Below are 16,983 nucleotides of genomic sequence, written 5' to 3'. Positions count from 1 at the left end.
CGGTTCTTAGAGGTCGATCTTCTCGTTGCCCGCCTGCAGCGTCTCGCCGGTCACCTTGGACTTCACGAACGAGACGAGCGCGGACACCTTGCCGCCCGGGGTGTCCCAGTACTCGGCACTCTCCGCGGTGAACTTGACGAGGCCCACGTTCGGATCCGTCGGTCCGTCGGGGAACCACGCTTCCACTCGCGAATTCCAGAGGTCCTCGAGTTTCGCGTGGTCATCGACCACGGTCGCGGTACCCGCCAAGGACACCCAGGAGTCGTTCGAGCTGAAGGTCACCCCGACCCTGTTCATCGCTCGCAGATGCTCGACCGCTGAGGAGTCGAGGCCGATGATGAACCAGAGATCCCCATCGAACTCACTCTCCTGCACGGTCATGGGATGACCGACGATGTTCTGACCCGGGTCGATCGTCGACAGCATCGCGAACTGGAAGTCCTTCAACAGCTTCGCAAGAGTGTCAATTTCTTCGGTGCGACTCACCACAGTGTTCCTCTCATCTCGTCCCACATGCATCGAACTCATCAATGACCTCGACGGGACGAAAGCGACCCTACTCGCGAGGGCTCGCGGCTATTCACGGCGGACGACTCGGGAAAATGTTGCACTTTCTCAGCAACGTGGTGCCCACTTCAAGAGCGGATGGCCGTCCGAGATCAATCGAGGTTCCTTTCGCCGTTCCGATGGTGAGTGGCAGCAATCGGGCACGCCTGGTGTGCGCTTCCTAAAGGCGCGGGTGCGCCGAGTGCTGCTACCGGCGGCGGTGCCGGGCGACCGCGTCGGTGTTTCCGCATCGCGCGGAGCAGTAGCGCTGCCGGCCCGCTCGGGACTCGTCGACGAAGACCTGCTCGCAGTGCTCCCGCGCGCAGACGCCCATCCGCCGTCCGGCTGCCCAGGAGAGGAAGAAAGCCAGGCCGCCCGTCGTCACCGACCGCACTCGCGTCACCACGTCGCTGTCGTCGGGCACGAGGTGCAGGTGTGGCGGCATGCCGTCGTGGGTCGCGACGACGAGCGACCCCGCCACCGTCGCGAGCAGCTCGTTCACCTCGTCGCAGCGCTCCTGCACGTCGGTCGCGGTGAAGACGGCGCGCAGTCGCTGTGCCCACCCGCGCAGCTCCTCGCCCTCGAAGGACGTCAGTGCGGGCTCGCGGACGCCGTGCTCGCGGAGCAGCGGCTCGATCGCGTCGTTGGAGCGGGCGTTCACGAGCGAGGCGGCCAGACGGGGGCCGACCTGGTGCCGGTGGTCGAAGGACATGCCGCGACTGTAATGGTTGAACGCCTCCGATGGCTTACGCGAGCATCGCCTCATGCACGAGCACACCTGGACCCGTCTCTCCTCCCATGTCGTCAGCGACGGGCGGCTGACCTATCTGCTCTGCTCCTGCGGATCCCGCGCGATGGAACTCGCCCCGCACGCCCCTTCTCAGGTCGTCATTGCAACCAGAGGGCGCCCGTAACGACACCTAGATCCACGGGCGAGATCGCGCCCCCACTCAGGAGCTGTGCGATTGACGCCGCAAACAGATTTCAGCGCGATGCCCTGCAACCCACCCGTCCCGTAAAGGGATCGTTCTGTGGGTCATTCTCGATGGAGGGGAACCTTCCTGGCGGTCCCGGACACTTCAGGTATGAGCATCCCCGCAAGCGACGCCGATGAGTGGCGCGCGGCCCGATCGGGAGACGGCGAAGCGTTCGCGCGCGTCTTCGACCGGCACCAGTCCCGGGTCTTCCGTCACAGCCTCGCGCTCGTGCCGAGCATCGATGACGCGCAGGACGTGGTGGGGATCACGTTCCTCGAGGCGTGGCGGAAGCGCGCGAGTGTGCGCTTCGTGAAGGGGTCGCTGCTGCCGTGGCTGCTGGTGACCGCGACGCACTCCTCGCGTAACGTCTCCCGGTCGGCTCGCCGGTACCGAGCCCTCCTCGAGCGGGTTCCCCGATCGGAAGGGCTCGCCAGCCCGGAGGAGCTGCTCGACGAGGGCCCCGCGGTGGCTGCGCTTCGGAACCTCGCGCCGCACCATCGCGACGTGATCACCCTTTGCGTGATTGAGGGCTTGAGCGAGACCGAGGCCGGGGAGGCGCTCGGCGTGCCTCAGGGGACTATCAAGTCGCGGCTGCACCGCGCGAAGAAGGCTCTCGCCGCTCGCCTGCGAGCACCCTCCCTCCCGACGAACACGACCAGCGCGATCAGCCCGACAGGAACGAGTGGACGACGATGACATCCCCCGGACAGGACCAGACCACGGCTCTCCGCAGCCTCCTCGTCGAGACGGTCGAGCAGAGCACCGCACCCAGGCCGGCTCGGGCGCGAGGCGCGCTGATCACCGGGCTCGTCGCCGTTCCTCTCGCCGCCGCCCTGGTTCTCGGGGTCGTCGTTCTCGATCCGGGGGCGGGCAGTGCGGAGGCATCCGAGGCGCTGCGGAGCGCGGCCGATGCGACCATCACCGTCGAGGATCCGATCGTCGGTGCCGGTCAGTACCTCAAGATCACGACGGAGGCCGCTTACCTCGCCTACGAGGTCGACGCCGATGGCGACTACACCGCCTACCTCTCCCCGAGCATCACCGAGGTGTTCATTCCCGCCGACGCCGGCACCGACTGGGTGCAGCGGGTCACTGCCGAGCCGGCCACCGCGTTCTACGGCGAGGCGTCGCGAGCGGCCGCCGAGCGCGATTGGGCTTCGACCGTGCAGAGTGGAGTGGTGCAGATCACGAAGGATCCCGAGGGAGACTTCGTGCACGCCGCCGAGCTCGGCGGCGAGGTCGCCGAGGAGTCGCTGCCGACCGATCCCGGGGAGGCGCTGGCTGCGCTGCGCCGCCTCCCGTGGGGCGATGGGACCGATGCGGGTGCACTGTCGGGCGCGGCGGAGCTTCTCCGGTCCGGCACGTTGACCGGTGCCGAGCGCTCCACGCTCTACCGTGCTCTGGCGATGATCCCGGGGATTCGCATCGCGGACGGGAGCGCCGTCCTCGACGGACGGACTGGCATCGCTTTCAGCCTCGACGCCGACGCGGACGTCCCCGAGATCGTCATCGACCCTGCGACAGGACTCTTCATTGGGGAGCGGACCCTCACCTCTTCCGATCAGGGCGCGATCCCGGCGGGGACCGAGCAGCAGTACACCGCCGTCACGACCCTCGTCGTCGACAGAGCACTCTGAGTCGCACGGCATCCGGATCCGCGCGTCGGCACGCGTCCCATATGGAGATCGCTGAACGGACGCGCATGCCCTGGGATCTGCTCTCAGAGCGCTCGGCTCTCTACGAGCGCTCTCGAGGGCTGTGGGGCGCTGGGGGGACCGGATCGGGTCTCCCACTTCCGCGGTGCGTCGTCGTTCTATGAACGTGTGGGGTCGCGAGGACGCCCATCGTTCGTAACGGCATCACGGATGCCGAGAGCAAGGAGGAAACCCATGCTTGGAGTGGTCATGCACACCGCCGGCGATGTTCGAGTGGAGGAGCGGGAGGACCCGACGATCGTCCACCCGACCGATGCCATCGTGAAGCTCACCGCCACGTGCATCTGCGGATCGGACCTGTGGCCCTACCGCGGGGTGGAGCCGGCGGATCATCAGGCGATGGGTCACGAGTACGTCGGCATCGTCGAGGAGGTCGGCGCGGACGTGAAGACCGTGAAGCCGGGGGACTTCGTCGTCGGCTCGTTCGTCATCTCCGACAACACGTGCGAGATCTGTCAGGCGGGCTTCCAGTCCAAGTGCGTTCACGCTGAGTTCGTGGCGTCGACCATCGGCACGCAAGCGGAGAAAGCTCGGATTCCCTACGCCGATGGGACCCTCGTCGCCACCCCGGGCCAGCCGGACGCGGACCTCATCCCGTCGCTGCTGGCCGCGTCCGACGTCCTCGGAACCGGCTGGTACGCCGCGGTCGCGGCCGAGGCCGGACCCGGTAAGACGGTCGCCGTCGTCGGCGACGGAGCAGTGGGGCTGATGGCGATCCTCGCCGCGAAGCAGCTCGGTGCAGAGCGCATCATCGCCATGTCGCGGCACAAGGACCGGCAGGAGCTCGCCCGGTTCTACGGAGCGACCGACATCGTCGAGGAGCGCGGCGACGAGGGAGTGGCACGGATCAAGGAGCTCACCGGCGGCCTCGGAGCCCACTCGGTCGTGGAAGCGGTCGGCACGCAGGAGTCCTTCATGCAGGCCGTCGGCGCCACTCGCGGGGGAGGCCACCTCGGCTTCGTCGGCGTGAACTACGGCGTGCAGCTCCCCGGCATCGACCTGTTCATGGCCGGCATCCACACCCAGGGCGGGCCGGCTCCTGTCCGCCGCTTCCTGCCGGACCTGATCCAGCTGATCTGGGACCGCGCGATCGACCCGGGCAAGGTCTTCGACCTCACCCTTCCGCTCGAGCAGGCGCCCGAGGGCTACAAGGCCATGGACGAGCGCCGCGCGACGAAAGTCCTTCTCACCCTCTAGCCACCACCATCCCGAGGCGGCGAGGTGCCCCCCTGCAGACCTCGGCGCCTCGGCGTCCTAGCTTGGAGCGATCATGAATCGGAAGAGCGACATCCGGGAGTTCCTCATCTCCCGCCGCGGCAACCTGACGCCGGCCGACGCCGGGATCCCTGTCCTCGGCGGTGAACGCCGCGTTCCTGGTCTGCGCCGCGAGGAAGTGGCGATGCTCGCGGGAATCAGCGCGGACTACTACACCCGGCTCGAGCGAGGCGGGCTGGAAGGCGCCTCGGACAGCATCCTGAATGCGATCGCGCGTGCCTTGCACCTCGATGACGTCGAACGGGAGCACCTGTTCGATCTCGCTCGGACAGCCCCACTCGCCCTCGCGGCTCAGCACGGCGACGCCTCCTCGCCCCCCGCTGTTCGCGAGTCGGTCCAGCGCGTCCTCGACAACATGGCAGTGCCTGCCGTCGTCATCGACGCCGCCCAGTCGCTCATCGCGTCCAACCTCGCCGGCCGCGCCCTCTTCGCCCCGCACTTCGAAGCGGAGCACCCCAACCTGGCGCGCTTCATCTTCCTCGACTCCCGAGCACGAGACTTCTACGAGGACTGGTCCCTCGCCTGCAGCCTCACTGCCGCGATGCTCCGGTTCGAAGCAGGTCGAGATCCCCTGAACGCCGAACTGACAGCACTCATCGGAGACCTAGCCACGCGAAGCCCGCAGTTCCGGATCGATTGGGCCGACCGCGACGTCCACGAGCACCGCACCGGACGGAAGATCTACCGGCATCCCGCTGTCGGCGACCTCGACCTCACCTACGACGTGTTCGAGATGCCTGGCGAGAACGGGCTGTCGATCACCACCTACACCGCCGATGACGGCTCCGACACCGCGGATAGACTCACCCTCCTCAGCAGCTGGGCGGCAACAGGCGCACTCGACTGAAACCCACCTCCGGCGAGAGCAGTCGCACTCCTGCTGACCCCTGTCCTCCGCCTCGGTACAGGTGCGGAGCAACCGCTCTTCACCTTCTCTTCGTGTCCACCGTGCGGTCGGTTTCCGCCGGCGTGGTGAAGAGGGAGCCGAGGAGCTGCAGTGCGTCGTGGTCGGGGGTGCCGGGCTCGGCGGTGAGGACGGTGAGCTGAATCGCGGGGTGTCCGACGAGGTCGAGGCCGTCGAAGTGGAGCGTCATCGTGCCGACGGTGGAGTGGTGGTAGCGCTTGGTGCCGGAGTCGTGCTGCCAGACGTCGTGCCGGGCCCAGAGGTGCCGGAAGTGGTCGCTGCCGGTGGAGAGCTCGCCGACGAGGTCGTGCAGCTCCTTGCTGTGCGGGTCGCGGCCGGCCTCGGTGCGCAGCTGGGCGACGTTCATCCGTGCGGCGGCGTCCCAGTCGGGGTAGAAGAGGCGGGAGGCGGGCTCGAGGAAGAGGAAGCGGGCGAAGTTCGGCGGCTGCGTCGTCGCGGTGGTGATCAGGTCCGACATCAGGGCGCGGCCGAGGCGGTTCCCGGCGAGCAGATCGGTGCGGCCGTTCCCGATGAGGGCGGCGGCGGTGCCGACGGAGTCGAGCAGCCACTGGACGCTGGGGGAGGGGGTCCACCCGGGCGTCGGTCTCGCCCGGCTCCGGGTCGACGGTGCGTCTCCGGCGCCGCGGGCGAGTCGGCCGAGGTGCTCGCGCTCGGCGTCGTCCATCCGCAGGGCGCGGGCGAGTCCGTCGAGGACCGCGTCGGAGGCGCCGCCGATCGCTCCCCGCTCGAGTCGGGCGTAGTACTCGACGCTGACGCCGGCCAGCGCGGCGGCCTCGCCTCGGCGCAGGCCCGGCACCCGCCGGTCCGTCCCGCGCAGGAGGCCGACCTGCTCGGGCTCGACGCGGGCGCGGCGCGACACCAGGAACTCGCGGATCTCGGATCGATCGACCATGCGGCAACAGTAGGTCGACCCTCGGCCGGAGTGGGGCGCCCTGAGAGGGCGCGTCAGCGACGGGACTCCCGGGGGCCGGCACCGAGCGGTTCGCTGGGTCGTACCGCGGAGGCAGCACAGGTCGACCACCGCGGTCATCGGCTCGATTCGACCACGGAGGCACGGATGAGACCCGCCCTGAGCACGACCGACGACCGCCAGACCGACGGCGCCCCGATCCGCCGCACGACGGGCGCGCCGTCGCGTCGCCGCCCGGGAGTCCTCCTCGGTGCTCTCGCCCAGGCGCGGCTCGTCGCGCTGCTCGCTCCGGCTCTCGCCTTCACCGTTCCGGTCCCCCTCGCCACTGCGGAGGGGACCACGATCATCATCCAGGTCGACGACTCGCCCGCCGCGCGCTCGATCGCGACCGAGCTCCCCGCCTCTCTGATGTTCGAGGACCGGATGGGCGCCGCGCTCGTCGCCGAGGACGTCGCCGTGGCGGGGGCCCTCGCCTCAGTAGAGCCGGTCGCCGACTACCGGGCGGGAGACGTCGTCTGGTCGCCGGACCGCCGCGAGCTCGTCGTCTTCACGCACGACGGCGCGGGGGTGGGCGACGCCGCGCTCGTCCGGGTCGGCACGGTCCGGTCGGGACTCGCCGATCTGCTGGACTGCGTCCGCGACTGCGACGTCACGGTGTCAGCGGTCGAGTCCGAGTCCCGATAGGGGATCGTCCAGCGGGACCATCCGAGGAGCTGTAGATGTCAGCGGGCGTGAGCGTCCCCGGCCGCAGCGGTATTGAAGAGGCGGCGTGCGCTCAGGGTGAAGGCTCCGACGTAGAGGAGGAGGGCGAGCGCGATGGCTGCGATCAGGTTCGCCGGTCCGCTTCCGGCTTCGCCAGAGAGGAGGGCGGCGATCCCGGCGCCCAGCTGGAGAAGCCCACCTGTGGCGTACCCGACCAACGGCACCACCATCAGGCAGAGGGCGACGACCGCCGCGACCAGGCCGGCGAGCAGTGCGATCGCGCGTTGCGAGACTCGGTGGCCGCGCTTCAGGAGCCGAGCGACAGCGAACGCGGCCAGCCCGATGAGCAGACCTTCGATCAGGGCGGACGGAATGAGGTAAACCGCGAAGAACGCGACTGTTCCTGCGGAATTTTGCCCAGTCCCGTCCTGCGCGAGCTGCTGGGTAGTCAGCACATACAGCTCGACCAGGTGGAGAGCGGTGAGGATCACCGTCGTGACGATGGCGACTGCGACGAAGGGGAGTGGCGCCCAATGGCGCAGTGCTGACACTCCGCCAGTCTGGCTCAACCCTGCACCCCTGATGGCGTGACACGGATGCACGATTCTGTCGGGGAGAGTCGGCGTACCGGCCGTCCCGTAAGGGGATGGTGACCGGTTGGTTTCACCACCTCTTAGAGGTGGTGGCAGGGCCACACTGGGGGAGGCTGTTCTCGACCCGAATCGGAGGATCTCGGAGTGGCGCGATCAAGTAAGCAGATGACGGGACCGCAGTACCTGGGTCTAGGTCTGGGTCTCGCCGTGATGGGACTCATCGTCCTGGCGATGTTCTCGATCAACGGCACTGCCGTGTCCGAAGGTCGCCCGCTGACGATGGTCGTGATCGGCATTCCCGCCGGTGTGGTGCTGACCGTCATCGGTCTCGTGAAGATTTTTCGCGCCAACGGCTGACGAGGGGTTGAGCTCGACCGTATGCCCTCCCGTCTTCCTCGATGGTCCCCCTCGATCTTTCAAATGCCACGCTTGGCCATCCACCGGAACACGAAGAACGCCACGATCCCCAGCGCGATGAGGGCCGGGCCCAGGTAGAGGAAGACGGCGCCGGCCTCACCGGTTGCAGCGCGGATGGTCTGGAAGGTACCGAGAGCGATGGCCAGCCACGGCATGACCAGCCGCACCGGACCGTAGCGCCACCTGTATCGGCGGTCTCCGGTGGATTCGTGCTCGTCGTCGCTCATGTCGAGACCCTAGCCCTGCTCGGGACGGTCTCTTCCATCATGGGCGCCCGGCCCGTACCCGACTGGCGCAACTCGAGGGTGAGTGGAGACCTCTCACTCCGCGATGTCGGCTTCACGAGGAGAAGTTGGCCGCGGCTTACCTCGCGACGAGGCGAATGTACATGTCTCCGGTGACGAGAACGGTGTCGCTGGCTACCTTGCCACCTTCGCAGCGGGCTCCCATGTCGTACTCCCGGAATCCGATGACCAGAAACGGCCATGGGAACGTGCCGTCCCGGCGGGTAAACATACCCGACTCCTCTCCTGTCAAGGAATCGAGGAGGCATCCACCCATCGGCTCACCGGCCTCATTCACGACGACGCCCGAAACGGAGAACCGAGGCGGCGGAGGCGATGACCAGGGGAACCATGTCGCGGCTGCGCAGACAAGTGCGGTCACCGCGACCCCCGTCACCAACAGCCAACGATCCCCCATGCCCTAACGATACGAGCAGACCGTCAGCTGCAGGCGTGCAGGGAAGATGACGGTCGAGCAACCGCGTCCCACTAGGGGATCGCCAACGGTTCAGCCGGTGGCTCTCGTTCGAGTGTCGGCCTGTGGTGAGCCGTGAAGAGTCCGGAACCGAGTGCGCCGCGAGGGTGTTAGCTGCTGGTCGCTCGAAGCGTCTTCACGAGCTCCTGCAGTTCGGTCGCTTGGTCTTGCTTCCACTCGCGGATCGCAGGGGTCGCGAGCGGGTCCGTGTCCTCGGACACGGAGTCGTACTGCACCACGGCCACGTCGAGAACTGTGGCGAACACGTCGTCGTTCGGCTCCATGGAAGTGCCGGCGACACCGACCGTCGCAGTGTGATCGATGCCTACTCCGGAGAGGGCGATCGTCCACATCTGGATCGGACCGTCGGGTGTCGGAGTCGCGTCATCGGTTCTCGCGTGGGTGACCTCGATGACGACTCCGCCTACTGTGCGCTGCATGGCCCGATCGTACTCAGCTGCGCTCTGCGCAGCCGAGCGTCTCGTATGGGGATCGTTCACCGGCACGGTTCCGCCCAGGATCCGTAGTGCTGAACGCGACAGTGGGGAGAGTAGGACCGCAAGGCACAGATCCGATCGACGTGGGCGAAGAGGCCCGGTTGTTCAGCGCTGAGCTTCACTATCTCGCCATCGGGTCAGAAGTTCGTCCATCTGCGATCGCCTGCCCCTACTGTGTAGCGATGAGGCACCGTCCCATCAGCGCAGTAGTTGGTCTTGTTCTCGTGGCGTCTCTCGCAGGCTGCGCCCCGATATCTGGGGAGGACCCTCGCATCACTCAGTGGCGTGCAGAGCGCCAAGCGGATGTGGAAACGGACCATGACGTTGTTGCGATCCTCTCGCTGAACGCTAACGCCGACGATGATGGTGGCCACGTCGAAGCGACTCTCGCACGACCCGCCCTGCCGACAGCGATCACCTTTGAATGTCTCGGGGACGGTGTGATCGATCTCGAGATCGGATCGCTGTCCACGGCAGGAGGCCCGACGACGAGGACGACGACGACCCTCGAGGCGATCGACTGTGCCGATGGCCCGCACGAGATCGACCCGGCGGCGCTCGGCGAAAAGCCGATTTCGACTGTCGAGGCTACCGCGTCAAACGCGGACGGCGACACGGCCTGGTTCCTGACGATCCACGGGGACATCAACGCTTCCTGAGGTCGGCGTGACTTCTACACCGGCCACGGCGGCGGCTCGTCCCGTATGGGGATCGCCTCCGGTCGGTTGAGTTCGGCTAGTCGACGGTTGTAGTCGGCCAGTTCGTTCCGCATCTGCTCGATCGACCTTGGCGTGAAGCGCCTCACTTGCAAGTCAAGAATCGCATTGGCCACCACGTCGCTGACCTCGAATGCCGCGGCGACGGCTGCCCTCTCGTCGTCGCGACCTCCCGAGACGTTCGCGCACACCTGAAACAGCTTCTCGGGGTTCTCGATCGCTCTGATGTAGCCGTTGAGGATCTCGGTGAGTGCCACCAGGTTGTGACGTTCTTCGTCGTCGTTCATGCGGTCACCGTACCGGCCATGGCCGCCGCTGCGGGCGTCCGATGAGGGGTCGTCGTCCGGCCGCCGAAGATGGCGTCTCGACGTGTGTCGTTTCTCATGATCGCCTGCACGACTGATCGCGACGTCGAGGCACCCGTGCAGACGACCGTGAAAATTCAGATGCTCGAGGTCATCTGCACAACAGGCAGAGGTATCGCACTCGGGGGCCTCTCGAGCGACGGCTGAGGACGGTCAGGACTCGCGGGTTGGAGACCCCGCTCGGGCATGACGCTCGAGCGGGGTCGTGATCAGCTGTGCCGTCTTCAGTTCTATCCGCCGCTGACGAGGAGTTCACCGCCGCTGACCCAGCGTGCGAGCGGGCCGACGAAGAACTCGACCGCGTCGGCTACGTCATCGACCGAGCCCATCCTCGATCCGAGGGGGCTGGCGGTCTGCACCAGCGTGCGGAGCGGGTCATCATCGGACGCGGCGGCGAAGTACCCGGCGCCGTCCGTCGCGCTGGCGATGATGGTGTTGACGGTCACGCCACGCCCTCCGACCTCCTGAGCAAGCACCCCGGTGAGGTACCCGCCGACCAGCTTGCTGGACGCGTAGAGCCCGAACCCTGCGATGGGTCGCAGTACGGAACCCGATCCGATGTAGAGAATCGTTCCGCCCCGGTTCACCGTGCGTGCTGCCTGCTGGAGCGTGAAGAACGCACCCTTGGCGTTGACGCCGAACATCCGGTCGTAATCCGCTTCGGTGACGTCGACGATCGGTCCGCCGGTTTCATCAATACCGGCGTTCGCCACGACGACGTCGACACCTCCGAACTGAGCTAGCGCTGAGTTGAACAGCGAGTCGACCTGCCTCGGATCTGACACGTCGGCCTGGACGGCCACGGCGTTGGAGCCGGCTGCCGTGATGGCGGCGACGGTGTCTGCTGCTCCTGCTGCGTCGCGTGAGTAGTTCACGACGACGCTGGCGCCGAGCAGGCCGAGTCGGATTGCAATCGCTTGCCCGATCCCTCGGCTGGCCCCGGTGACGACCGCCACCCGGCTGCTGAGGTCCGTCCAAGAGGGTCCGCTACCGCGGGTCGAGCCGTTGTCGGTGGTTGTGTCGGTCATGTGCGTTCCCCCTGCCTCAGGCGCCGGCACCGGCGCCGCCGTCGACGGGCACGATGGCGCCCGTCACGGCTGAGGCTCGGTCGCTCAGGAGAAATCCGGCGACTTCGGCGACCTCGAGGGCGGTCGCCATGCGGCCGAGGGGGCTGGCTGCGTTGTTCGCCTCGATGATGCCCGGCGTCCTCTTCTCCCACTCGTCCATCATTTCCGTTGCGGTTCCACCTGGCGTGATCCCATTGACGCGGATGCCTTCCCCGGCCCAGGTCACGGCCGCGGTCTCGGTGATGCTGTTCAGTGCTCGCTTCATCGCCCCGTAGGCGGGCAGGGGCGGAACGGCGCGGCGGCTGCCGATGCTGGAGGTGTTGACGATCGCACCGCCTCCGGATCTCCTCATGAGGGCTGCTTCGGCGAGCATCGCGACCCAGTGAGCGCGGAAGTTCACCGCGAACTGCTCGTCGATGTCGTCGTCGGAAGTGGTGTCGAGGGGACCGACGTTCTGCTGGTTCACGCCGCCGTTGTTGAAGGCGCCGTCGAGGCGTCCGTGGAGCTCCTCGACGTGGTCCACGGCGGCGCGGATGCTCGCCCGGTCAGCGAGGTCCATGGCAACGGCATCAGCCGTGCCGCCCTGACCGCGGATCTCGTCGACGATCGAGCCGAGCGCTTTCGTGTTGCGGGCCGCCAGCACGACAGCGGCACCCTCGCCGGCGAAGAGGCGAGCCGCTGCGGCGCCGATGCCACGGCTGGCTCCGGTGATGAAGATGACTTTGCCGGTCAGCAGGCCGATCGGTGTGGATTCGTTGGTGTGTGTCATACGAACACCGTCACCGCCCGAAGAATCCGCATCCAGGCACAAACGGTACGAGGATCCATCGCCGGCTCAGGCGCACACTGGGGAGCATGGACAAGGGTGAGCTTGCAGCGTTCCTCCGAAGTCGCCGCGAGCGTCTTCGGCCGGAGGACGTCGGATTACCGTCGGGACCACGCCGCAGAACACCGGGACTGCGCCGGGAGGAGATCGCCGTTCTCGCGCACATCTCCACCGAGTACTACGCCCGTCTCGAACAGGGCCGCGCTCCTCGACCCTCGGACGTCGTCCTCGGTGGTATCGCTGGTGCTCTCCGTCTCACGTCCGAGGAGTCCGACCACCTGCACCGGCTCGCCGGCACCGCTCCGACCCAGTCGGGCTTGCACCGTCGCGACGTTCGACCGAGCGTCCTCGCGCTCCTCGAACGACTCCCGCACACCGCCGGCATCGTCCTGTCCGCCACCTTCGAGGTGCTCGCGTGGAACGATCTCGCAGCAGCCCTCATGGAGGACTTCTCGTTGCTGCCGCCGCGCGACCGCAACCTCGCGAGGAAGACCTTCCTTGCCGCAGAGCAACCACCGGAAGCGATCTACGGAATCTCGGACGAGATCGCATTCCAAGAGGGCGTCGTCACGCAGCTCCGCAACGCTCAAGCCACATACCCCTCAGACCCCATCGTCGCGGAACTCATCGACGAGCTCCAGACCGGCAGCGCCGAGTTCGCATGGCTCTGGAGACGGCACGACGTTCAGACGCCGCCACCCCTGCGGAAGACGTTCCGCCGCACGCCGGTGGGGGCGATCACCGTCGACTGCGACTCCCTCGCCATCACCGAACGCGACCAGCATCTCGTGCTCTACACCGCGCCGGCAGGCTCACGGGACGCCGAGAACCTCGCCTTGCTGGAGGTTCTCGGCTCCGAGCCGCTCACCGCCCGACGAGACCTCTGACCAGCGAGCTCAGGGCCGGCGCGTCTGTCGAGTCGAGCGGTGGGCGAAGTGAGTCCGATGAGAACTTGTCACCCCAGTCCAAGCCGGCGCGCTTGTCCCGTGAGGGGATTCCTCATCGGGACGGCGAGGAGTCCTGCGCGAGCCGCTCGAGCACCTGCATCAGGGTCGCGCGATCGATGCCGTCGGTGCGATCGACGAGGTGCCTGCGGACAGCGGCGGCGTGGATCGGCCGGGCAGCGCGGACGGCATCCCGCCCCTCATCGGTGATCTGCACCTGGACGCCGGCGTCCGCGCTCCGACGACCGAGCAGACCGCGCTGCTCCATGCGGGTCAGTTGGTGCGAGAGCCGGCTGCGGTGCCACTGCATCGAGGTGGCGAGGTCGCTCTGGCGGAGCTCCCCGCCGCCGAGCTCGATCAGGCGCGTCAGGATGCCGAAGTCCGGGTCGGAGAGACCCGTGCCGGTCTTGATCTCCTCGGCGACGCGCTGCCGGACCTGGTCCGCTGCGATCTTCCACGCATGCCAGAGAAGTTGCTCCTGCTCGCTCAGCGGTGCGGTCATCCGCCCAGCCTACGGTGCTGGTGTTGACACGACAACGGCCGGAGCGCAGAGTGTTGACATGACAACACTCAGAAATTCTGCGACGAAGCTCGCCCTCGTCACCGGCGGCAACAAGGGCATCGGCCTGGCCATCGCGCGCGGCCTCGCATGGCAGGGGTTCACCGTCCTGCTCGGAGCGAGGAGCGTCGACGCCGGCCGGGACGCGGCGGGGACCCTCGACGGCGACGTCCGGCCCGTCCTTCTCGACGTCACCCGGCAGGACCACGTCGATGCCCTCGCGGCGCGCGTCGCGGAGGAGTTCGGGCGTCTCGACGTGCTGGTGAACAATGCCGGCGTCAACACGCTCACCTTCCACCCGATGGATCACCTGCCGACGCCGACCGAGGAGACAGTCGACGACATCAGGAGCGTGTACGAGGTCAACGTCTTCGCCGTCGTGCGGATGATGACGGCGTTCCTGCCACTCCTCACCCGGGCGGAGGATGGGCGGGTGGTGAACATCACGAGCAAGCGCGGCTCGCTCGGCGAGGAGGGCGCCTGGGTGGGCCAGCCCTCCATGGCCTACTCCAGCTCGAAGACCGCCCTCAATGCGCTGACCGTGCACTACGCCCGCGAGTTCGCCGCCACGACGCTGAAGATCAACGGCGCGGCCCCGGGGCACGTCGCCACTGACTTCAACGACTTCCGCGGCAGCCGGACACCGGACGAAGGCGCGGCGGTCGCCGTCCGCCTGGCCACCCTGCCCGCCGACGGCCCGACCGGCGCGGTCTTCGAGGACGACCACCGGCTCGCCTGGTGAGCGACCGGCAGGCCATCGCTGACCGGTCACCGTGAGCCGATCGTCTTCACCGACCCGTCGTTCACGACGAAGCGGCCGCCGGCGTGGTGCCGGCGGCCGCTTCTCGGGTGGGACGTGCTCAGGCGCAGCGGGTGAGGTACTGCTTCACGTCGACGCGGGTGAGGGTCGTCAGTGCGTCGAGGTCGTGGTGGCTGCGGAGGTAGGCGCGGGCGGCGGTGGTGGCCTTGGCGAGGGTGAGCTTCGAGCGGTCCAGGCAGGGGGCGGAGTCGAGCGGGTTGGTGCGCACCGTGCGCAGGTCGCCGTCGATGCCGGTGATGGTCTGGCCGAGTCGCGTGATGGTGAGGGTCTGCGCGCCGTTCATGTCGGGGGAGTCGGGCCACCACTTCTTGTAGGTGGCGTCGGGGCCTCGATCGTCGAAGCCGATGATGTAGTCGGCGGTCTCGAGGCCGCCGATGGTGTAGTCGCCGTTCGCGTCGGTCTTCGTATCGAAGTAGCCGCGGAAGGGGCCCTGGTAGGCGGACACTTTGATCGGCTTCCCGTCGTCGGTGTCGACGTGGCCGCTGATGGAGCCGCCGATCGGGAGCACGTAGTCGGGAAGCGTCAGCGTCCCGCCTGCTGTGAGAGGGAAGGAGTCGCCGGTGCCGTCGCGGATCGTGTCCGACCCAGGTCGATCGGGACGTGGACGCCGTCTTCGTACTCCGTTCTGACGGAGTACGTGCCTGCGGCCAGCCCGTCGAAGGTGAAGGTGCCGTCGTCGGCGGTCGTCGCGTAGTAGCCGATCGGATCGAACGTGTTGTAGGTGACCACCTCGGTGCCGGCGGGGGGCGGGGTGTTCGGTGTGCCTTCCAGGAGGAGGTGGCCGGTGATGGTGTCGGTCCCTCTGTCCGGGTCGGCGGCGGATGGTGTGGCGAGTGCGGTGGCCGCGACCAGGACGGCGGCGGCGAGAGCGAGCGTGCGCCGGACGGCGCCGCGCGAGAGCGAAGACATGTGATCCCCTCAGCGGGGGCGCTGCGCCCCCATCGCTGCCGACACTAGAGGTCGATCACGACGCGAAGCGAGCACCCGCGCATCAGGAGCGCCGAAGATCACCGACGCCTTTCCGGCTCGGCGCCCTGCTGAAGGACGGCTCGGCGGTCCGTGTCGTTCTGACGCCGACGGGCGTCGATGAGAGAGACCAGGAAGACGAGGGCGCCCGCGACTGCAAGAGCTGTGGAGACCGGCGCGCATCATTCGGGCAGGCGGTCACCGAGCATGAGGACGCCGAGAAGAACAGTGATCGAGATCGCGAACAGATATTGGCTCAGTAGGACCATCGCTTCAGGCTATCGACGGGTCAGGAGCACCATCCAAAACGTCCGTTAGCCGATCGTTGACCGGTACAGAGTGGTGAGGCGGTTTTCGGGTCAGCGATCGAGGTTGATGGTCGCGAGCTGGAACACGGCGCAGCGCGGGGCGGCCGCTACAAAGTCGTCGGGGCCGGCGTTCTCGCCGGCTTCGAAGATGCGGGCGGCGACTTTGCGTCCCTGGCTGTGCTGGTGCCAGTAGGCGCGGAGGACGGGGCCGCGCTGCTCCTCGGGGAGCTCGGTGAAGGTCACGCTCTCGCGTCGTCGGCCGCGCTGGATCTCGCCCTCGCCTGCCGCGCGGACGTTCTTCACCCACTCCATCCGCTGCCCGGCGACGACGTAGCGGGCGCCCTCGAGGGTGACGATCGAGACGGGCGTGGAGCGGGGTTGCCCGCTGATGCGTCCGCGGACGGTGAGGATCCTCGGCGGTCCGGCCGGGACGCCGAGTCGGTTGAGGAGTTTCACCGCCGCGTTGCCGTACTTCAGCAGGGGCGGGAGGTCCGGTCGGTCGTTCATTCGGTGTCCTTCGGGCGGGAGTCGGTGTCGTGGGCCTGGACCGCGGTGCCGATCGCGTGGAGCACGCGCCGGGCGGTGTCGACGTCGGCCGGATCGAGGCCCGCGGCGGCGTTCCCCGCCCAGGGCGCGGCGCGGGCGGCGGCGGCGGCGAGCACGGCGTCACCCTCCGGCGTCAGGGTGACGAGCTGCGCCCGCCGGTGGTGCGGGTTGGGCCGGAAGGCCACGAAGCCGTCGCGCTCGAGGTCGTTCACGATCCGCTGGACGTTCTGCCGGGAGACGTCCAGGTCGCGGGCGAGCCACGCGACCGGCCGCGGCGCACCCGCGGCGAGGGCTCCGAGGATCTGCCAGCGCGCCGAGGTCAACCCGAGATCCGCAACGAGGCGGTCCCCGGACGCGGACAGCACGTTGCTGAGGTGGAAGACGCTGAGCACCAGATCCTGGAAGGGCGGGTCGTGCTCGGCGAGCTGCGGAGGGTGCATGCGACGAATATACGTCACCATGCTGTCAAAATGTCACACTAGTGACGGCAGGGGAGGCGACGCGCCCGTCCCGTACGGGGGTCGTTCACCGCGTCAGGTCGACGAGCGGG

The 16,983-nt window shown here is 67.9% G+C and carries 23 protein-coding genes; 9 read left to right on the top strand and 14 right to left on the bottom strand.

Annotated elements, in window-relative coordinates:
- Positions 1–6: 6 nt before the first annotated feature.
- Together EDF35_RS11585 and EDF35_RS11580 are read right to left on the bottom strand one after the other, a co-directional pair.
- Positions 7–486 carry a pyridoxamine 5'-phosphate oxidase family protein gene (locus EDF35_RS11585; protein ID WP_243839940.1) on the bottom strand — a complete coding sequence of 160 codons (480 nt, stop codon included), beginning with the start codon at positions 484–486 and terminating at the stop codon, positions 7–9.
- 268 nt (positions 487–754) lie between these two features.
- A complete protein-coding gene (locus EDF35_RS11580) occupies positions 755–1,258 on the bottom strand; it encodes a CGNR zinc finger domain-containing protein (protein WP_133962440.1) in 504 nt (167 codons plus the stop codon).
- 373 nt (positions 1,259–1,631) lie between these two features.
- Here EDF35_RS11580 and EDF35_RS11575 point away from each other — a divergent pair, with 373 nt between their 5' ends.
- The 4 genes from EDF35_RS11575 to EDF35_RS11560 all read left to right on the top strand — a co-directional run bounded on the left by EDF35_RS11575 (position 1,632) and on the right by EDF35_RS11560 (position 5,360).
- Positions 1,632–2,219 (top strand): RNA polymerase sigma factor, encoded by a 588-nt coding sequence (locus EDF35_RS11575; RefSeq protein WP_123704058.1) that lies wholly within the window; start codon positions 1,632–1,634, stop codon positions 2,217–2,219.
- Positions 2,216–3,160, top strand: coding sequence for a hypothetical protein (locus EDF35_RS11570; protein WP_123704056.1), 945 nt, complete (start codon positions 2,216–2,218; stop codon positions 3,158–3,160). The genes EDF35_RS11575 and EDF35_RS11570 overlap by 4 nt, the downstream gene beginning before the upstream one ends.
- Positions 3,161–3,412: 252 nt before the next feature.
- Positions 3,413–4,435, top strand: a complete 1,023-nt coding sequence (locus EDF35_RS11565; RefSeq protein WP_208323056.1) for a zinc-dependent alcohol dehydrogenase family protein — start codon at positions 3,413–3,415, stop codon at positions 4,433–4,435.
- A gap of 73 nt (positions 4,436–4,508) precedes the next feature.
- Complete coding sequence (locus EDF35_RS11560) at positions 4,509–5,360, top strand: helix-turn-helix transcriptional regulator (RefSeq protein WP_123733190.1); 852 nt, start codon at positions 4,509–4,511, stop codon at positions 5,358–5,360.
- A gap of 79 nt (positions 5,361–5,439) precedes the next feature.
- Here EDF35_RS11560 and EDF35_RS11555 read toward each other — a convergent pair whose 3' ends face one another.
- Positions 5,440–6,330, bottom strand: a complete 891-nt coding sequence (locus tag EDF35_RS11555) for a helix-turn-helix transcriptional regulator (RefSeq protein WP_133962439.1) — start codon at positions 6,328–6,330, stop codon at positions 5,440–5,442.
- A gap of 165 nt (positions 6,331–6,495) precedes the next feature.
- On the opposite strand from EDF35_RS11555, the gene EDF35_RS11550 reads away from it, so the two are divergent.
- Positions 6,496–7,032 carry a cyclophilin-like fold protein gene (locus EDF35_RS11550; protein ID WP_123733192.1) on the top strand — a complete coding sequence of 179 codons (537 nt, stop codon included), beginning with the start codon at positions 6,496–6,498 and terminating at the stop codon, positions 7,030–7,032.
- Positions 7,033–7,070: 38 nt separating this feature from the next.
- Here EDF35_RS11550 and EDF35_RS11545 read toward each other — a convergent pair whose 3' ends face one another.
- The gene (locus EDF35_RS11545) at positions 7,071–7,601 is read right to left on the bottom strand and encodes a hypothetical protein (RefSeq protein WP_133962438.1); all 531 of its coding nucleotides are present in this window, start codon (positions 7,599–7,601) and stop codon (positions 7,071–7,073) included.
- A gap of 207 nt (positions 7,602–7,808) precedes the next feature.
- Between EDF35_RS11545 and EDF35_RS11540 the strand changes: the two genes are divergently transcribed.
- Positions 7,809–8,000 (top strand): hypothetical protein, encoded by a 192-nt coding sequence (locus tag EDF35_RS11540; RefSeq protein ID WP_133962437.1) that lies wholly within the window; start codon positions 7,809–7,811, stop codon positions 7,998–8,000.
- A 59-nt stretch (positions 8,001–8,059) separates the two neighbouring features.
- Here EDF35_RS11540 and EDF35_RS11535 read toward each other — a convergent pair whose 3' ends face one another.
- Complete coding sequence (locus EDF35_RS11535) at positions 8,060–8,287, bottom strand: hypothetical protein (protein WP_133962436.1); 228 nt, start codon at positions 8,285–8,287, stop codon at positions 8,060–8,062.
- A 642-nt stretch (positions 8,288–8,929) separates the two neighbouring features.
- Entirely contained in the window at positions 8,930–9,259 is a 330-nt protein-coding gene (locus EDF35_RS11530; RefSeq protein ID WP_133962435.1) for a hypothetical protein, read from the bottom strand.
- 362 nt (positions 9,260–9,621) lie between these two features.
- Here EDF35_RS11530 and EDF35_RS11525 point away from each other — a divergent pair, with 362 nt between their 5' ends.
- Positions 9,622–9,975 carry a hypothetical protein gene (locus EDF35_RS11525; RefSeq protein ID WP_133962434.1) on the top strand — a complete coding sequence of 118 codons (354 nt, stop codon included), beginning with the start codon at positions 9,622–9,624 and terminating at the stop codon, positions 9,973–9,975.
- 14 nt (positions 9,976–9,989) lie between these two features.
- On the opposite strand, the gene EDF35_RS11520 is transcribed toward EDF35_RS11525, so the two are convergent.
- From EDF35_RS11520 to EDF35_RS11510, 3 genes are all read right to left on the bottom strand, one after another.
- Complete coding sequence (locus EDF35_RS11520) at positions 9,990–10,319, bottom strand: hypothetical protein (RefSeq protein WP_133962433.1); 330 nt, start codon at positions 10,317–10,319, stop codon at positions 9,990–9,992.
- 308 nt (positions 10,320–10,627) lie between these two features.
- Positions 10,628–11,425 (bottom strand): SDR family oxidoreductase, encoded by a 798-nt coding sequence (locus tag EDF35_RS11515; RefSeq protein WP_133962432.1) that lies wholly within the window; start codon positions 11,423–11,425, stop codon positions 10,628–10,630.
- Between the two features lie 16 nt (positions 11,426–11,441).
- Positions 11,442–12,233, bottom strand: coding sequence for an SDR family oxidoreductase (locus tag EDF35_RS11510; RefSeq protein WP_133962431.1), 792 nt, complete (start codon positions 12,231–12,233; stop codon positions 11,442–11,444).
- Positions 12,234–12,319: 86 nt separating this feature from the next.
- Here EDF35_RS11510 and EDF35_RS11505 point away from each other — a divergent pair, with 86 nt between their 5' ends.
- On the top strand, positions 12,320–13,177 hold the full coding sequence (locus EDF35_RS11505) for a helix-turn-helix transcriptional regulator (RefSeq protein WP_133962430.1): 858 nt from the start codon (positions 12,320–12,322) through the stop codon (positions 13,175–13,177).
- A gap of 112 nt (positions 13,178–13,289) precedes the next feature.
- Here the strand turns inward: EDF35_RS11505 and EDF35_RS11500 are convergent, their stop codons facing one another.
- The gene (locus EDF35_RS11500; protein ID WP_133962429.1) at positions 13,290–13,736 is read right to left on the bottom strand and encodes a MarR family transcriptional regulator; all 447 of its coding nucleotides are present in this window, start codon (positions 13,734–13,736) and stop codon (positions 13,290–13,292) included.
- A 58-nt stretch (positions 13,737–13,794) separates the two neighbouring features.
- On the opposite strand from EDF35_RS11500, the gene EDF35_RS11495 reads away from it, so the two are divergent.
- The gene (locus EDF35_RS11495) at positions 13,795–14,535 is read left to right on the top strand and encodes an SDR family NAD(P)-dependent oxidoreductase (protein WP_133962428.1); all 741 of its coding nucleotides are present in this window, start codon (positions 13,795–13,797) and stop codon (positions 14,533–14,535) included.
- Between the two features lie 118 nt (positions 14,536–14,653).
- Here the strand turns inward: EDF35_RS11495 and EDF35_RS11490 are convergent, their stop codons facing one another.
- The 4 genes from EDF35_RS11490 to EDF35_RS11475 all read right to left on the bottom strand — a co-directional run bounded on the left by EDF35_RS11490 (position 14,654) and on the right by EDF35_RS11475 (position 16,873).
- On the bottom strand, positions 14,654–15,121 hold the full coding sequence (locus tag EDF35_RS11490) for a carboxypeptidase-like regulatory domain-containing protein (RefSeq protein ID WP_133962427.1): 468 nt from the start codon (positions 15,119–15,121) through the stop codon (positions 14,654–14,656).
- 14 nt (positions 15,122–15,135) lie between these two features.
- A complete protein-coding gene (locus EDF35_RS11485; protein WP_133962426.1) occupies positions 15,136–15,522 on the bottom strand; it encodes a carboxypeptidase-like regulatory domain-containing protein in 387 nt (128 codons plus the stop codon).
- Positions 15,523–15,938: 416 nt separating this feature from the next.
- Positions 15,939–16,394, bottom strand: coding sequence for a nitroreductase family deazaflavin-dependent oxidoreductase (locus EDF35_RS11480; RefSeq protein WP_133962425.1), 456 nt, complete (start codon positions 16,392–16,394; stop codon positions 15,939–15,941).
- Entirely contained in the window at positions 16,391–16,873 is a 483-nt protein-coding gene (locus EDF35_RS11475) for a MarR family transcriptional regulator (protein ID WP_133962424.1), read from the bottom strand. Before EDF35_RS11475 ends, EDF35_RS11480 begins: the two co-directional genes overlap by 4 nt.
- Positions 16,874–16,983: the final 110 nt, after the last annotated feature.

Source organism: Rathayibacter sp. PhB151 (assembly GCF_004366415.1).
In the GTDB taxonomy this organism is placed as follows: domain Bacteria; phylum Actinomycetota; class Actinomycetes; order Actinomycetales; family Microbacteriaceae; genus Rathayibacter; species Rathayibacter festucae.
Note: the sequence above shows the minus strand (reverse complement) of the source record. Positions and strands in the feature narration are given on the sequence as shown.

Coding starts and splice junctions, on each gene's coding strand:
- EDF35_RS11535 (WP_133962436.1), bottom strand. CDS start 8,287: ATGAGCGACGACGAGCACGAATCCACCGGAGACCGCCGATACAGGTGG.
- EDF35_RS11495 (WP_133962428.1), top strand. CDS start 13,795: ATGACAACACTCAGAAATTCTGCGACGAAGCTCGCCCTCGTCACCGGC.
- EDF35_RS11505 (WP_133962430.1), top strand. CDS start 12,320: ATGGACAAGGGTGAGCTTGCAGCGTTCCTCCGAAGTCGCCGCGAGCGT.
- EDF35_RS11560 (WP_123733190.1), top strand. CDS start 4,509: ATGAATCGGAAGAGCGACATCCGGGAGTTCCTCATCTCCCGCCGCGGC.
- EDF35_RS11575 (WP_123704058.1), top strand. CDS start 1,632: ATGAGCATCCCCGCAAGCGACGCCGATGAGTGGCGCGCGGCCCGATCG.
- EDF35_RS11520 (WP_133962433.1), bottom strand. CDS start 10,319: ATGAACGACGACGAAGAACGTCACAACCTGGTGGCACTCACCGAGATC.
- EDF35_RS11570 (WP_123704056.1), top strand. CDS start 2,216: ATGACATCCCCCGGACAGGACCAGACCACGGCTCTCCGCAGCCTCCTC.
- EDF35_RS11580 (WP_133962440.1), bottom strand. CDS start 1,258: ATGTCCTTCGACCACCGGCACCAGGTCGGCCCCCGTCTGGCCGCCTCG.
- EDF35_RS11485 (WP_133962426.1), bottom strand. CDS start 15,522: ATGTCTTCGCTCTCGCGCGGCGCCGTCCGGCGCACGCTCGCTCTCGCC.
- EDF35_RS11555 (WP_133962439.1), bottom strand. CDS start 6,330: ATGGTCGATCGATCCGAGATCCGCGAGTTCCTGGTGTCGCGCCGCGCC.
- EDF35_RS11480 (WP_133962425.1), bottom strand. CDS start 16,394: ATGAACGACCGACCGGACCTCCCGCCCCTGCTGAAGTACGGCAACGCG.
- EDF35_RS11500 (WP_133962429.1), bottom strand. CDS start 13,736: ATGACCGCACCGCTGAGCGAGCAGGAGCAACTTCTCTGGCATGCGTGG.
- EDF35_RS11475 (WP_133962424.1), bottom strand. CDS start 16,873: ATGCACCCTCCGCAGCTCGCCGAGCACGACCCGCCCTTCCAGGATCTG.
- EDF35_RS11530 (WP_133962435.1), bottom strand. CDS start 9,259: ATGCAGCGCACAGTAGGCGGAGTCGTCATCGAGGTCACCCACGCGAGA.
- EDF35_RS11515 (WP_133962432.1), bottom strand. CDS start 11,425: ATGACCGACACAACCACCGACAACGGCTCGACCCGCGGTAGCGGACCC.
- EDF35_RS11540 (WP_133962437.1), top strand. CDS start 7,809: ATGACGGGACCGCAGTACCTGGGTCTAGGTCTGGGTCTCGCCGTGATG.
- EDF35_RS11565 (WP_208323056.1), top strand. CDS start 3,413: ATGCTTGGAGTGGTCATGCACACCGCCGGCGATGTTCGAGTGGAGGAG.
- EDF35_RS11550 (WP_123733192.1), top strand. CDS start 6,496: ATGAGACCCGCCCTGAGCACGACCGACGACCGCCAGACCGACGGCGCC.
- EDF35_RS11510 (WP_133962431.1), bottom strand. CDS start 12,233: ATGACACACACCAACGAATCCACACCGATCGGCCTGCTGACCGGCAAA.